The sequence below is a fragment of the Suilimivivens aceti genome, from assembly GCF_025567405.1.
Classification (GTDB): domain Bacteria; phylum Bacillota; class Clostridia; order Lachnospirales; family Lachnospiraceae; genus Suilimivivens; species Suilimivivens aceti.
The window spans coordinates 51,781-66,699 of sequence record NZ_JAOQKJ010000001.1 but is presented as its reverse complement, the minus strand read 5'-3'; the positions used below and the strand labels follow the sequence as shown (position 1 = coordinate 66,699).

Genomic DNA, 14,919 nt, shown 5'->3' with positions numbered 1-14,919 from the left:
TTTCCGGAACGATATGTGTATCCCTTCTGGGAAAAGCTTTCAGAATACCAGACAGACGCGGTCAGAAGGCTTGAGACACTGCCTGCATCCCATGATTTTCCTGAATGCAGACAGATCCTGGCAGAGAAGATTGCCGACTGGCTTGAAAAGGAGGAGCTGCAATGAAACATTTTGTAATTGCAATCACAAGAACCTGTGGAAGCGGCGGTACGACCATTGCAAAAATGCTTGCAAATGATTATCAGATTGATATGTATGACAGAAAGCTGCTGCGACTTGCTTCAGAAGACAGCGGAATCAATGAAACACTATTTGCAGCAGCAGATGAAACAACGAAGAAGAAGCCGTTGTTCAAGGCATTTAAAAAGGTTTTCAATGGAGAGCTGATCCCACCGGAAAGCAATGATTTTACCTCAAATGATAACCTGTTTGCTTATCAGGCTAAGGTATTAAAGGAACTGACAAAAAGAGAATCCTATGTGGTAGTGGGAAGGGCAGCGGATTACGTGCTTAAGGATTATCCTTATCTCGTGAGAGTTTTCATTCATGCACCCTATGAGAGATGTGTACTTCATGAAATGGATTTCCAGAGCTGCACAAGAAAAGAGGCAGTCGATGAGATCGCCAGGATGGATGCTTACCGAAGTGCCTATTACAAATACCATACCGGCAGGGAATGGCAGGATGTAAAGAACTATGATCTGTCGCTGGATACCGGGATATACAGCTATGAACAGTGTACTGAGATCATTAAGAAATTCGTGGATTTTAAGCTGGGTATTTCCTAGGACAGGTACAAAATAACATAATGAAAACAATACTTCGCAGGTGAAGACAACCGGCGGAGTTTTTTGTTTTACAGGGTATCGTTACGGATACCTTTTCTATGAATAAGTATTGTATACATGTATTCTATAATGCAAAAGGAGGATGAGATTATGAAAAGAAAAGTGATTCAGAAGCTGGCGGCACTTGTCAGTGCCGGAACAATGACAGCAGCACTGCTTGCAGGATGTGGAAGCACCGGCGGGGCAGCAGAAAGTGCCGTCAGCAGTGATACAGCAGCAGAAGCAGGAACAGCAGCAGATGGGGACAGCATTCCGGTCGGGGTGATCTCACCCAATACCGGTAATCTTGCAACCTATGGAGAATCCGTTCTGAATGGTATTAACCTGGCGGTAGAGGAGATCAATGCAGCAGGTGGTGTGCTTGGTAAGAATATTTCCATTATATCCTATGATGATAAGGCAGATTCCACAGAGGGTGCAAATGCCTTTAACAGACTGGTAGGTGATGGTGCCTGTGCCATTATCGGTTCTGTAACAAGTGGTGTTACCGCTTCTCTGGCACCTCTTGCAGATGAGAGCCAGATCGTACTTCTGACACCTACCTCAACAGCAGATACCATTACCGAATCAGATAATTACGTATTCCGCGCCTGCTTTAAGGATTCCTACCAGGGCAAGATGGCAGCCAAGTTTGCGGCAGAAAAGCTGGGAGTAAAGAAGGTGGCTGTCCTGTATGCTTCCGGAGATGCTTATTCGGCAGGTGTAAGAGAGTCCTTTGATGCAGCCTGCAGCGAGCTTGGACTGGAGATCGTGGCAGAAGAAAGCTCATCCTCAACAGATGATACCGAATTCTCTTCCCAGCTGACCAATATTGCAGCAAGCGGAGCAGAGTTCCTGTTTGCACCCTACTACTATAATGCGGCAGGTCCTTATATCATTCCCCAGGCAAGAGCAGCAGGCTTTGAGGGTGTGATCATGGGTGCTGATGGTTATGATGGTACGACAGAATCCATGCTGGATGACAAGACTCTTTACAATAATTGCTACTATACCAACCACTATTCACCGGATGATACCTCTGATGTAGTACAGACCTTTGTTACTGCTTACAATGATAAATATGGTGCAAAGCCAAATGCGCTGGCAGCACTTGCATATGATTCCGCCTATATGATTAAGGATGCAATTGAAAAGGCGGGCAGCACAGACAGAGCAGCGATCCGTGATGCCATGTCAGGCATGAGCTTTGAGGGCGTTACCGGTAAGTTCATCCTGGATGAAACAGGTACACCTGAGAAGTCAGTTGCAGTTATTGAATTTAAGGATGGAGAAGCTGTCTGGAACTGCACACTGGATTAACAGCTGTCAGGCAGTAAGAAACCAGAAAGGCACCGCCGCCCCGGCGGTGGTGCCGGTTATAAAGGAGAACGACTATGGGAACACAGATAAGCATATTCATACAACAGATCATAAACGGATTGAAAATCGGCAGTGTGTATGCGTTAGTAGCACTTGGGTATACCATGGTTTACGGTATCATCAAGCTGATTAACTTTGCACATGGAGATTTCATCATGGTTGGAAGCTATGTGCTGCTTTACACGATTCCAATCATGGTAGCAGGCGGACTTCCTGCATGGGCGGCTGTAATTCTTGCTATTATTGCCTGCTCGGCAGTTGGTATTACCGTAGAAAAGGTTGCATACAAGCCAGTAAGGGAAAAGGGAACAAAGATGAGCGCACTGATCACCGCAATTGCCATGAGTCTTTTTCTGGAGAATCTGGCACAGACGTTGTTTGGCGCTTCACCAAAGTCAATTTCAACGATCTTTAATTTCCCTAATCTGGAGATCGGAGGTACCAAGCTGAATGGAAATACGCTGCTCACGATCGCAATTGGCGTTGTAATGATGATTGCTTTGCAGCTGTTCGTAAAGAAAACCAAAATGGGAAAGGCAATGCGTGCAGTATCTGAGGATGGAGAAGCAGCGATCCTTATGGGGATCAACAAGAACCGAACCATCAGCATCACCTTTGCCATCGGATCTGCACTGGCAGCAGTCGCTTCTCTTATGTATTGTGCCTCCTATCCGCAGGCAACTCCCACACTGGGTTCCATGCTTGGTCTGAAGGCATTTATTGCAGCCGTTCTTGGCGGGATCGGGATCATACCGGGTGCCATGCTCGGCGGTATCATCATAGGACTGGTAGAAAGCCTGACAAAGGCATATATAGGAACACTTACAGGCGGTGTGATCACCTCTGCATTTTCAGATGCGATCGTATTTGGCATACTGATCATCGTTCTGATCGTAAAGCCGGCAGGTATTCTTGGTAAAAATATTGGAGAGAAAGTGTAGGTGGTGACTGTGAGGATACCAAAAGAAAAAGGAAAAGCAATGATAGTAAACCTGGCGGGAGTACTGTTACTCTTTCTGCTCCTTGTCATTCTGAGAGAGACAGGTGCCCTTTCCAACTATATCAGCGGTGTGCTGATGGTATGTGGCATTGCCATTATTATGGCAAGCTCCTTAAATATCACAGTAGGATATCTGGGACAGGTAGCACTTGGCGGCTGTGGTTTCATGTCAATTGGTGCATATACAGCGGCACTGATCACAAAGGCAATGGAAGCATCCGGAATTCTTGTGGGAGCAGGGGCACCCGATACGCTGCGGTTCCTGATCGGAACACTGGCAGGTGGTGTACTGGCAGCCGTATTCGGTGTTCTGGTAGGAATTCCTGCCCTGCGGCTCCGTGGAGATTATCTGGCGATCATCACACTTGGCTTTGGTGAGATCATCCGGGTTATCATCCAGAATCTGAAATTTGCAGGCGGCAAGGGCTTTTCAGAGGGGCAGGCAGGCCAGGCATTAGTGGGGATCAACAGACTGGCTGATATTTATGTAGTGTTCTGGATGGTAGTGATTTCGGTAGCACTTCTTTACACCTTCATCCGTTCCAAATATGGAAGAGCGATCATCGCGATCAGGGATGATGATATTGCAGCCGGAGCCTCCGGACTGAATACTACCTTCTACAAGGTACTTGCATTTACGGTATCAGCATTTTTTGCAGGAATTGCAGGCGGTATTTTTGCACACTATATCGGATCCTTAAATGCAGCTACCTTTGGCTGGCTGAAATCAACCGAGTACGTGATCATGGTAGTATTTGGCGGCATGGGCTCCCTTACCGGTTCCATTCTGGCAGCTATTGTACTTTCTGCACTGCCGGAGCTTCTTCGAAGCTTTTCCGAGTACAGAATGCTCGCATATTCCGTGGCTCTTGTACTTGTTATGATCTTTAAGCCTACAGGGCTTCTCGGAACCTATGAATTTTCTCTGTACCGGCTTTTAAACCGGATCTTTCATGGGAAAAAGGCGGAGAAAAAACAGGAGGTGAAATAATATGGCAGAGGTTATTTTACAGGCAAAGCATCTTGGCATATCCTTTGGCGGCCTGAAGGCCGTTGATGATTTTAATATTGAAATAAAAGCCGGTGAGCTGATGGGACTGATCGGACCAAATGGTGCCGGCAAGACAACCGTCTTTAATCTTCTGACTGGTGTGTATACACCGACGGAGGGTGCATTTTTCTTATGCGGGGAAAAGATGAATGGAAAGAAGACCTATCAGGTCGTCCAGGCAGGAATTGCCAGAACCTTTCAGAATATCCGTCTTTTTAAGTCAATGACGGTAATTGAGAATGTTATGGTAGCCTATGGCATGAGTATTAAGTACAAGATGCCGGGTGCTCTTTTCAGGAGCAGCACCTATTGGCGTGAGGAGGCTGAATATCGGGAAAAGGCCATGGAGCTTCTGAAAATCTTCGGTCTCGAGGATAAGGCAGATTTTGTGGCAGATAATCTTCCCTATGGCCAGCAGAGAAAGCTGGAGATCGCGAGGGCACTGGCAACCGGGATGAAGCTGCTTCTTCTGGACGAGCCGGCAGCAGGTATGAATCCTACGGAAACCGCTGATCTGCTCCGCTGCATCAATGTGATCAGGGAACAGTTCGGGATTGCGATTCTTCTGATCGAGCATGATATGAGTCTTGTCATGAAGATCTGTGAAAGGATTGTTGTTATTGATTATGGCGTAACCATTGCCACAGGACTTCCTGAAGAGATCGCATCCAACCAGCGGGTTATTACTGCTTATCTTGGGGCAGATGAAGAAGAGGAGGGTGCATAATATGCTCAGAATAGAAAAGGTAAATGTTTCCTATGGCTCAATTCATGCGCTCCATGATATCAGCCTTACGGTGAATGATGGTGAGGTGGTATCCCTGATCGGTGCCAATGGTGCCGGAAAAACCACAACCCTGCATACGATAACAGGACTGAAGGGTGCAACAGATGGAGTCATCGAGTATGATGGAAAGGATCTGCGCAGGATGGATCCCAGCCATATCATCCGGATCGGAATGGCACATGTGCCTGAGGGAAGACACGTCTTTACCCAGATGAGTGTACAGGAAAATCTGGAGATGGGCTCCTATATCATGAATGATAAGAGCCAGATCAAGAAGAATATGGATATGGTCTACGAGTATTTTCCAAGGCTTCTTGAGAGAAAAAAACAGCTGGCAGGAACCCTGTCAGGAGGAGAGCAGCAGATGCTGGCAACAGGAAGAGCCCTGATGAGCAATCCCAGAATTGTGCTGATGGATGAGCCGTCTATGGGACTTTCACCGCTCCTTGTAAAGGAGATCTTTCATATTATAAAGACGCTTCATCAGAATGGGATCACCGTCCTTTTGGTGGAGCAGAATGCAAAGATGGCACTGGCTGTATCAGACAGGGCGTATGTCCTTGAAACTGGAAGAATCAGCATGAGTGGTAAGGCGTCAGAGCTGCTTGCAAATGATAATATCAAGAAAGCATATCTTGGCGCATAGAAAGGAACAGGAGGCAGTTTTATGATTTCACCAAAATTCAGAAGTATGTTAAAAGGAGAATCTGTGATCAGGAAGATGAACAGCCAGGGAAATGCGATCGCAGAGAAGATCGGTGCAGAAAATGTATTTGATTTTTCTATTGGAAATCCCAGTGTGCCTGCACCGGAAAACCTGAATGCAGTTTTTGAAGAGCTGCTGACTGGTATGGATTCAGTGCTGCTGCATGGCTACAGCGAAAGTCATGGTATCCTGGAGGTCAGAAAGCAGATCGCTGCGTCATTGCAGAAAAGATTTGGGATACCCTTCAGCTACAGAGATATCTTCATGACAAGCGGCGCCTGTGCGGCCATGGCACATGCTGTACGTGCAGTTGCCAGTCCCGGGGAAGAGATCATTACCTTTGCACCATATTTTCCTGAGTATAAGCCCTATATTGAAGGAGCGGGTGTGACGCTGAAGATCATACCTGCGGATACAGAAAGCTTTCAGATTAATTTTGATCTGTTAGAGCAGGAGATTTCAGAAAAAACAGCTGCAGTTCTTATCAACACACCAAATAACCCGTCTGGAGTTGTGTATTCAACAGAAACGGTCAAAAGGCTGGCAGCACTGTTGACGCAGAAATCAGAGGAGCTTGGACATACCATTTATCTGATCTCAGATGAGCCATACCGTGAGATCGTTTTTGCGGGAGTGGACAATCCCTTTGTCTCTGACTATTATGCAGATACGATCATCTGTTATTCGTTCAGTAAATCGTTATCCCTGCCGGGGGAAAGAATCGGATATGTGGCAGTGAACCCGGCCTGCAGCATGGCTGAGCTGATCATTGATATGTGTGCGCAGATTTCCAGATGCATAGGACATAACTGCCCATCCTCTCTTATCCAGTATGTGGCAGGAAGAATGTGCGGGGAAACTTCTGACTTGACGGTTTATGAAACAAATGCCAGAATGTTGTATAAAGAGCTGACGGCTATGGGCTATACCTGTCAGGAGCCGGGAGGAACCTTTTATATGTTCCCCAAGGCACTTGAGGAGGATGCAATGGCATTCTGCCAGAAGGCACTGGAATACAATCTGGTACTGGTTCCCGGTGACAGCTTCGGATGTCCGGGATATTTCCGGATATCCTATTGTGTGCAGACAGAGAAAGCAGAAAGGTCAGTGGAGGCATTCAAAAAGCTGGCAAAGGCCTATGGTCTGTAATGAATATGACCTAATATCGGGAGGACAAGAAAGAAAATGAAGATACTGATTATCGGTGCAGAGGATCGGTATGCAAGACATATGCCGGAGGATATCCCTGTCACCAGGACGATAGAAAAGATATTCCTGCCAAGAGGAGCTTCTGATGAGGAGATCATTGCTGCCGGAAAAGATTGTGAGTTTCTTGCAGCAGACCCCATGACAAAGGTCAGCAGAGCTGCCATAGAGGGACTGCCACATTTAAAAATGATCCATTCGGAAGGAGTCGGATTTAACGGCTTTGACGTGGAAGCGGCCAGAGAGGCCGGGATATATGTATGTAACTGCAAGGGCGCCAATGCCGGAGCAGTTGCAGAACAGACCATTCTGTTGATCCTGGGCTTCCTGCGGCAGGTAACAGAGGGAGACCGGAGGGAACGGATCGGGGAACAGATGCAGATGAAGGAAGCCATGATGGTAAAAGGACTGAAGGAGGTATCGGACTGTAAGATAGGTCTGATCGGCTTTGGGGATATCGCCAAAGCAACAGCAGAGAGACTTCATGCCTTTGGCTGTGAGCTGTATTATTCCTCTCTTCACAGAAAGGATCCGGAAACAGAAAAGGCATTTCATGTGACGTATCTGACGCAGGAGGAGCTGCTCTCTGTCTGTGATGTGGTCAGCCTTCACTGCGCAGTAACTGATGATACAAGGAATATGGTAAATGCAGAGTTCCTCACCAGGATGAAGAGAGAGGCGTTTCTTGTGAATACAGCCAGGGGGGATCTGGTTGATAATGAAGCACTGGTGCAGGCAATCGTGGAAGAAAGGATAGCCGGAGCCGCACTGGATACGGTGTTCCCGGAACCGACAACAATAGAAAATCCACTGCTGCATCTGCCGGAGGGATTTGAAAACAGGATCCTGTTTTCACCGCATGTCGGCGGAGCCACAGCAAGCTCCATGAAGCGGTCCCACAGAATACTCTGGCAGGCAGTACAGGACATGACAGAGGGCAGAAGACCGGAAAATATCGTGAACCAGTTATAAAAAAGTCCGTGAGGGCTTTTTTTATTGCATTTTTTTATTGCAATTCTGAAGGAAATAGGATAAGCTTATCATAAAATTGGAACTAGTACTGAAGTACCAGAAAGGAGAAGCTTATGGATTTGCAGTTGTGGATCATGATCAATACGGCATCGGTGATCGGATTAATTTATTTGTTTGTCTTTTTATATACGAATACCTCTATGGAAAAAAAGCTGAAGTATAATTTTTACTGGATCATGGGTCTGGAGCTGCTGGAGCTTATTTTCTATAATTGTGAGCTTGTAACAGCAGGGCTTCCCTATCCGACAATGCACAGGATCCTGCTGTCAGCACTGGGATATACGATAAGGCCGGTGCTTGCCTTCATGGTATTGTGGTGCACCATGCAGAGAAAAATCAGCAGAAAAAGAGGGATCCTGCTGCTGATCCCTCTCTGTCTTAATGCACTGATCGCTTTTTCTGCATTTTTTACAGATATTGCTTATTCCTATTCACCCGATAACAGATTCATCCGGGGACCCTTAGGCTATTCTTCACAGATCGTTACGGTTTTTTATCTGCTTCTGGTGATAATTTTCGCCATCCGTAATGCAAAGGAAAATCCTGTGATGGAGTCTGCCATTATTATATCAACGGTGACGCTGATCATTATAAGTATGGTGCTTGAGGCAGTGATCAAGGTGCGTTTCACAGGACGGGCTGTGATCGTGCTTTCTACGATCTTTTATTATATGTATTACCAGACACAGGAATATAAGGAGCATATGCAGGAGGGACAGCGCCTGCGGACAACACTGGAGAAGCAGTCACAGACGGATGGACTGACAGGACTGCTGAATAAAGAGGCATTTAAGAGGGCTGCCGAAAATGTGCTGTCCAGCTCAGAGGATGTCAATATGGCGCTTGTTTTCTTTGATATGGATAATTTCAAGCAGGTGAATGACACATATGGGCATGTGGCAGGAGATGAACTGCTGAAAAAGGCAGCAGACAGGATGAAGAGTACCTTCCGGCAGGAGGATCTGCTTGGCAGATTTGGCGGAGACGAATTCTATGTCCTGCTGCATGGGATCACTTACCAGAATCTTGGCAGGAGGCTTCAGCTTCTGATAGAGGATATGCACCTTAAGAGTGAAGAGGGAAGTCTGGTGACGGCAAGCGTTGGCTGTGCCTTCCTTGCTGGAGGCAGACAGGCGGATGTGGAGGAACTGATCCGGATAGCAGATGAGGCGCTGTATGAAGCGAAGGAAAAGGGACGGAACCAGTATGTGATCCGAGAGGTAAAAAATAGAGGCAGATGATAACCGCAGCATAATAAAAAAGACGGATAAGCAGTAGCGGTCTTGAATTTACGGCACTTGCAAAGAGGGTTCAAAGGAACCCTCTTTTCCTTTGTAAAGGGGAGGAAAAACATTTAAAAAAATTTGATTCTGAGGTGAGAGTTTTTCAGATTTCATGTACCTATATAGATAAGATGTTTTTTATCGTACGTTCCGAACGATTCACCTGAACGATCCGGAGAGGAGGAGAAATTATATACTATGAAGAAGGCGATATCCTTTTTATTGACACTGATCCTGCTGTTTAGCGCCCTGCCATTAGAGACGCTGGCATTTGCAGGAGATATCTGGCCGACAAACCCTGCAACCGTGGAACAGATCACACTGGATGATGGGGCGCTTGTCCTGCAGAACGGTTATATCCGTGTGGCGCTGCGCAGATTTTTGGGCTCCACACCATACCTTACGACAGTTCCGACCGCGAAGCCTGATGGTGAGGACAATATCTTCTGTAACAGCCAGATTATGTGGTGCAATTTCATCATGTATGAGAGTGGTAAAGAGATTGTCGATCCTGCGGTGGTGGAGCTGAAAAAGGCAGAATTTACAAACAGGACACCGAACGGATCTACATCGGCGATCAAGGCGGAATATTCCCTGCTGACAGCAATGAACCGCGTCACTGCAACGATGACGGTCTATTATGAGCTTGTGCAGCTTAAGGAGAGCGGGTCGTCCAAAGAGGGCACCTGGGGAGTGCTGTCTTCGGTCAGCGATATTCTCATTGACAAGGACAGCCTGCCAAAGGAAAATCGCGATTTTGCTTTTACCTGTGGGTATTCGATCAACGGTTTTACCGGTATGGGTCACAGCTCTGTTTTGGAAAAGCCGGGCGGTCCGGCCATTAAAATGAGCCGTACGACAGTACCAGAGAAAAAGGATGGAAAGCCGCTGAAGATCACTACGGAAACTTCGGTATTTACCGCTCCGGTGGAAAATCTGAATACAAAGACTGTTCCCAAGGGGTATTCCCAGTGGGGAGATGTAGATGGTGTCTACATTACGGAGGCCTATGTGGATGCATATCCCTGGGCAAATCCCTTTGCAGGGCTGTCGGATTACTATGAAAAGGAGATCCAGTCCTCTTCCGGCAAGGACAAGCCAATCCGTGTGGAGCTTCCAAGGTTTGTCAGTGTAGAGCCGGGTGATAAGCCTATACATACCCGTGTGGAGTTCGAAAGCCGTGTTGGGATCGGGTTTAGCCGGGAGGATATTTCAGAAGGATCGGCTCACTTCCTTTGGGGATTCCGTGAGCTGAAGTCAGCAGCCGTAACGGTGCCTTCTGAACCGGACAAGGTTGATTCTTCCATCTATGCGAAGCAGCTTGCTGCCTTTGCTGACCCAAAGGGCGGTGTGAGGGTGGAGCCTGTGGCAGATGGAGCTGCACTGGAGGCACTGAAAAAGCAGTACGGTGCCAGTCCCATTGCACTTATTAACGGAGACTATGAGAGCAAAAACGGTGAAGCCTTTACCTTCACTGGCGGTGCCGCCATGCTTTCCCCTTCTGTCGCAGCAACATGGGATACTAAAGGAAGCCTTGTCATCCATAGGGATGGCCGTGTGGTACAGAATGGCGTGAGTCTCAATGCACCGACCTTCAAGTTTTATCAGCCTAAAAGCGGTGGAGAGAGCGAGCTTAAGATTACGCTTGTAAAGGAGGGATTCCGGTTCGGGATCGATCCTGGTAAAAACGATGCTATCGTCTTTGTGGATATTCCCTATGCTTCGGTGAAGCTTAAGCAGGCGGATACTGATACAGAAGGAAATCTTGTCTTTAACGGGGACATCGGTTTTCAGACAATTTTTGATGGTGCGGAGTTTTCCCTTACAGAGCTGGGATATGGTTTAAATGAGAAGCATGAGTTTAAGGTCAACGGTGTCCATGCTACGGGCAAATTCAATACTGCCAGCCTGATAGGGCTGGAGCTTGCGGAGGTGGAGGGTGAGGTCAATACCTTCAAGGGCAGGGAGCTTTACGCCTTCAGCCTGAAGCTGAATGCCATGGATCTTTTTGAAACAGAAGCGGAGCTTGCACTGGTGCGCAGCAAAAAGGACGGATCCCTGCTGCCGGATAACCTGTGGTTTTATGTCAAGGCGAGCCCGGGTATCGTCCTGATCCCTCCGATTCCTGTCGGACAGCTAAATGGAGGAGGCGCAGGCTTTAAAAATCTGGCAAGCACAGTGAACGGTGACTACTTCGCTATCCCGCCGATCAAGCTGCGCGGTGCCCTGACAGGCACCTATATGCATTTGATCGAGGGAACCGGCAATGTGGTTCTTGGACCAAGTGAAATCTCTCTTAAGGCGACCGATGTCGGACTTGTAGGAACGAATGCATCGATCGTGGATAGCTTTGGCTACTCCCTTAAGCTTGAGGGGCAGGAGCGCAGTTACGGAAATGTCAGCTACAAGGGCGTGTATTTTGTTGGCTCGAAGGAGCTAGAGGTGGCTTTGCCCAGCACAGAGATCAAAGTCATCACGCTGGACAGTGCGATCAGGCTTGGAGCCTTTGGTGGTGTGAATGACAGTAATGACTGGGTTTATCTCGGTATCGGGGCGAATGGTACAGTAGGAGGAAGAGTACAGATCCCGGAGAATATACGCGCTATTGGCGGTCTTGGTGTTGACGTTGCAAACATCAATCTCATCGTGGGCGGTCAGACGACCTTTCCGATCAGGAACGTCAGTGTTGAGGAAGGCATGAAGCAGGCCTTTGAAAATGTCGATGTTTACATCGGTGCGATGGCCTATGTCGGAAACTGGCTCGCCAATGCCAGGGTGTGGGTACTTGTGCCGCAGATTGTAGAAACCGACTTCAGAAAGGGCGGCGGCTGGGATATTGAGGTCAAGGTGTTCGGCTATCTGCCCGAGTGGAACTGGGAGGACAAAGGCGTGACGCCGGTCGTACAGGGAATGCTGTTAGAAGACAGCGGAGAGGATGTACTGGAGATATATACTGAAGAAGCCGTGCAGGAAACTGCCGTGCCGGAATCCACAACGGAAGGAAATGGGGAGACTGCCACAGAGACCCCTTCTGGTACACCTGTCGAGACCCCTTCCGGTACACCTGTCGAGACCCCTTCCGGTACACCTGTCGAGACCCCTTCCGGAGCACCTGTCGAGACCTCTTCCGAAGCACCCGTCGAGAGCCCTTCCGAAGCACCTGTCGAGACTCCTTCCGAAGCACTTGTCGAGACTCCTTCCGCTGCACCTGTCGTGGAAAGCACAGGGCAGGAAGCAGCCGCACAGGAAGCAGCCGCACAGGAAGCCATCGGTGGGATAGAAGTGCAGGAAGCAGCCGCACAGGAAGCCATCGGCGGGATAGAAGTGCAGGAAGCAGCCGCTCAGGAAGTCATCGGCGGGACAGAGGTGCAGGAAGAAGCCGTGCAGGAAAACACCAGTGAAACAAAGACAGAAGCACAGGAAGAGACGCAGGAGAGCGAGGAAGAAACCACAGTGAGCGGAAATACAGCCGGTACGGAGACAGAGGAAGTACTGGTGTCTGAGGAAGATGTAGAGGATGTAAGCAAGCGTCCTGTCAGAAAGGCTCCCGCACCGAGAAATGGCGGTAAAACCCAGGCAGAAATCACGGTGGATGGAGGCGAAGGAAAAACGCCGTATATCCTGCTGGCCTTTGACGGTACTGCCACGGAGGAAGATATCAAGGATAACCTGAAGATTCAGAAGGATGATGGTGCTGATATCAAGATCAACTGGATAGAAGAGGGGAAAGATCCCACTGATCCTGATGCAGAGATCAATGCGACGATCATTGCCAATATGAAGAAATCGGAGGATGATGGCAAGGTATATCATCTGGCTCTTATGAGGCTGAAAAACGGCGGCACTTATTCTGTCAGTGCAGAAAACGGGTTGAGCTTTACGGATGAGAAGGGAATTGATGTGGAACCGTTCGAGGAGCTTAAGCTGAAGCTGGACAGCAGCAATAAGGAGCTTGCCGGTCAGGTGATGCATCCAGCAAAAAATACGACCTATGTGCTGCGTACATATTTTGCCAATACTGAGGGTGGTGCAGATTACCTGATTGACGAACGGCAGATTGATGATCCAGATAATATTTCAGTCAGTATCCCAACGGATGGTGCCCTGGCGCCAACGGGCAGCTACTATGTGACCTCCTTCCTGATGATGGAAAAAACGGCTGATCTTGATGGGGATGACGTGGATGAAACTGCCCTGGCGGCCATTGCCAATCAGCAGTTTGATGAGCAGATTTCTTATAGAAACAGCAATCAGCCAGGCAAGCCTCAAAATGTGACACTGGAGCTTGCCGGAAACGAGGTTATGAGCGCCGGCTGGGAAGCCGTAACAGATGCTGATGGTTATGCTGTGCGGATTTATCAGCAGAAGGGAAACGACTGGATCGATACCGGATTTGGTTATGACCTTGATAAGGGAACAACCTCCATCAATATGGCGCTGACCGTGGGCGGAGAAGAAACAGGGGAATCCAAAAACCTGTCTGCAAATGAAACATATAAAGTCGGTGTGAGAGCATACAGAACTGTTGAAAAGGGAAAGTATTACAGTGAGGAGACATATTCTGCTGATAAATATCTGCCGGAATATCAGCCGCTTGATTTTATGCTCAAGGTCAATGGAACAGATTGTACACCTGATGAAAACGGTGTGTTCCACGCTTATATTGGCGGTGCTTCAAATACGCTGTCTGTGAGCAGCAATGTGCAGGGCGCATACTTTAGGGTAACGAGAATGGACACAGGAAACGTGATTACGTCTGATGGGAACGGCCAATATACGATCCCCGGTTTTGAAGGCAGTCTGATGCTCAGGATTGATGGAATTATCGGGATAAAAGACAGTTCAGCTGAGGATGTGACCAGTAAATTCCTGCTGGTAAGCAGGGACGATACAGCGCCCATGCTTACACTTTCCGATCCGATGTTCTACGCCGACAGGACTACGGGGAAATATCAGATCACAGGAATGGCGGATGCGGGAAGTGAGATCCTTTACGGCAAAGATGGCAGTGAGAGCACCCGGGCCGCAGCCGATGGCAGCTTCACTGTCACCGGTGTACTGGATGACAGTGAAAATAGTGATTCCCTGTATCTGACGGCAAAGGACAGTGCAGGAAATGAATCTGCACCACAGCTCGCACTGATAGCGCGGCAGACGGTAAAGGATACTGCTACTGAGAACGGCAGCCATGATCAAAATCCAGGAGCAGGAGAGCGTTTGGGATCCGATGCTTTCAGGCAATGGAAGGAAGGTACCGGCGATGCAGAGCAAAGCATTGCCAGAATCTGGCAGGGAGGCTTGAAAGACCAGGCTGTGACAACGGGAAGCTTCCTTGATATCGAAGAGGCAAAGAATGACCGGGATATGACTGACACAGGAAATATTGGCGGGACAGAAACGGTTCCCGGAGCAGACAGTACGGTCAGCTCTGGAGAGCCGGAGAGTACTCCTGATACCACCGGCACTACGGAAACTACCGCCGGCACTACGGAAACAGGGAAAACTGCTGACAGCAGTGGTGGCCGGATCCTCTGGATCATCTTACTGACCGTCCTTGGCGCCGGAATAGCTGGCGGTGCAGTGATAGTATTTATAGCAAAAAAGAGAAGCAAAGACAGATAAAAACGGAAAAATTATACAATTATTT

The 14,919-nt window shown here is 48.2% G+C and carries 11 protein-coding genes; all 11 read left to right on the top strand.

What is annotated here, in order from left to right; translation table 11 throughout:
* Positions 1 to 15 precede the first annotated feature (15 nt).
* The 11 genes from OCV77_RS00270 to OCV77_RS00220 all read left to right on the top strand — a co-directional run bounded on the left by OCV77_RS00270 (position 16) and on the right by OCV77_RS00220 (position 14,894).
* Positions 16 to 165: a hypothetical protein gene (locus OCV77_RS00270; protein WP_262572246.1), complete on the top strand. Its 150-nt coding sequence runs from the start codon at positions 16 to 18 to the stop codon at positions 163 to 165.
* Positions 162 to 788: a cytidylate kinase-like family protein gene (locus OCV77_RS00265; RefSeq protein ID WP_262572243.1), complete on the top strand. Its 627-nt coding sequence runs from the start codon at positions 162 to 164 to the stop codon at positions 786 to 788. Before OCV77_RS00270 ends, OCV77_RS00265 begins: the two co-directional genes overlap by 4 nt.
* Positions 789 to 938: 150 nt before the next feature.
* Positions 939 to 2,147 carry an ABC transporter substrate-binding protein gene (locus OCV77_RS00260; protein WP_262572242.1) on the top strand — a complete coding sequence of 403 codons (1,209 nt, stop codon included), beginning with the start codon at positions 939 to 941 and terminating at the stop codon, positions 2,145 to 2,147.
* A 74-nt stretch (positions 2,148 to 2,221) separates the two neighbouring features.
* Positions 2,222 to 3,148, top strand: coding sequence for a branched-chain amino acid ABC transporter permease (locus OCV77_RS00255; RefSeq protein ID WP_118798354.1), 927 nt, complete (start codon positions 2,222 to 2,224; stop codon positions 3,146 to 3,148).
* 39 nt (positions 3,149 to 3,187) lie between these two features.
* The gene (locus tag OCV77_RS00250; RefSeq protein ID WP_118798434.1) at positions 3,188 to 4,198 is read left to right on the top strand and encodes a branched-chain amino acid ABC transporter permease; all 1,011 of its coding nucleotides are present in this window, start codon (positions 3,188 to 3,190) and stop codon (positions 4,196 to 4,198) included.
* A gap of 1 nt (position 4,199) precedes the next feature.
* Entirely contained in the window at positions 4,200 to 4,985 is a 786-nt protein-coding gene (locus tag OCV77_RS00245) for an ABC transporter ATP-binding protein (RefSeq protein ID WP_118798355.1), read from the top strand.
* 1 nt (position 4,986) lies between these two features.
* Complete coding sequence (locus tag OCV77_RS00240; RefSeq protein WP_262572240.1) at positions 4,987 to 5,691, top strand: ABC transporter ATP-binding protein; 705 nt, start codon at positions 4,987 to 4,989, stop codon at positions 5,689 to 5,691.
* 21 nt (positions 5,692 to 5,712) lie between these two features.
* Positions 5,713 to 6,900 (top strand): pyridoxal phosphate-dependent aminotransferase, encoded by a 1,188-nt coding sequence (locus OCV77_RS00235; RefSeq protein ID WP_262572239.1) that lies wholly within the window; start codon positions 5,713 to 5,715, stop codon positions 6,898 to 6,900.
* A gap of 36 nt (positions 6,901 to 6,936) precedes the next feature.
* A complete protein-coding gene (locus OCV77_RS00230) occupies positions 6,937 to 7,929 on the top strand; it encodes a 2-hydroxyacid dehydrogenase (RefSeq protein ID WP_262572238.1) in 993 nt (330 codons plus the stop codon).
* Between the two features lie 113 nt (positions 7,930 to 8,042).
* The gene (locus OCV77_RS00225) at positions 8,043 to 9,230 is read left to right on the top strand and encodes a GGDEF domain-containing protein (RefSeq protein ID WP_262572235.1); all 1,188 of its coding nucleotides are present in this window, start codon (positions 8,043 to 8,045) and stop codon (positions 9,228 to 9,230) included.
* Positions 9,231 to 9,470: 240 nt separating this feature from the next.
* A complete protein-coding gene (locus OCV77_RS00220; protein ID WP_262572233.1) occupies positions 9,471 to 14,894 on the top strand; it encodes a hypothetical protein in 5,424 nt (1,807 codons plus the stop codon).
* Positions 14,895 to 14,919: the final 25 nt, after the last annotated feature.

Excerpts from the sequence above, each read along its gene's own strand:
- OCV77_RS00265 (WP_262572243.1), top strand. The coding sequence starts at position 162 with ATGAAACATTTTGTAATTGCAATCACAAGAACCTGTGGAAGCGGCGGT.
- OCV77_RS00235 (WP_262572239.1), top strand. The coding sequence starts at position 5,713 with ATGATTTCACCAAAATTCAGAAGTATGTTAAAAGGAGAATCTGTGATC.
- OCV77_RS00240 (WP_262572240.1), top strand. The coding sequence starts at position 4,987 with ATGCTCAGAATAGAAAAGGTAAATGTTTCCTATGGCTCAATTCATGCG.
- OCV77_RS00260 (WP_262572242.1), top strand. The coding sequence starts at position 939 with ATGAAAAGAAAAGTGATTCAGAAGCTGGCGGCACTTGTCAGTGCCGGA.
- OCV77_RS00245 (WP_118798355.1), top strand. The coding sequence starts at position 4,200 with ATGGCAGAGGTTATTTTACAGGCAAAGCATCTTGGCATATCCTTTGGC.
- OCV77_RS00255 (WP_118798354.1), top strand. The coding sequence starts at position 2,222 with ATGGGAACACAGATAAGCATATTCATACAACAGATCATAAACGGATTG.
- OCV77_RS00220 (WP_262572233.1), top strand. The coding sequence starts at position 9,471 with ATGAAGAAGGCGATATCCTTTTTATTGACACTGATCCTGCTGTTTAGC.
- OCV77_RS00225 (WP_262572235.1), top strand. The coding sequence starts at position 8,043 with ATGGATTTGCAGTTGTGGATCATGATCAATACGGCATCGGTGATCGGA.
- OCV77_RS00230 (WP_262572238.1), top strand. The coding sequence starts at position 6,937 with ATGAAGATACTGATTATCGGTGCAGAGGATCGGTATGCAAGACATATG.
- OCV77_RS00250 (WP_118798434.1), top strand. The coding sequence starts at position 3,188 with ATGATAGTAAACCTGGCGGGAGTACTGTTACTCTTTCTGCTCCTTGTC.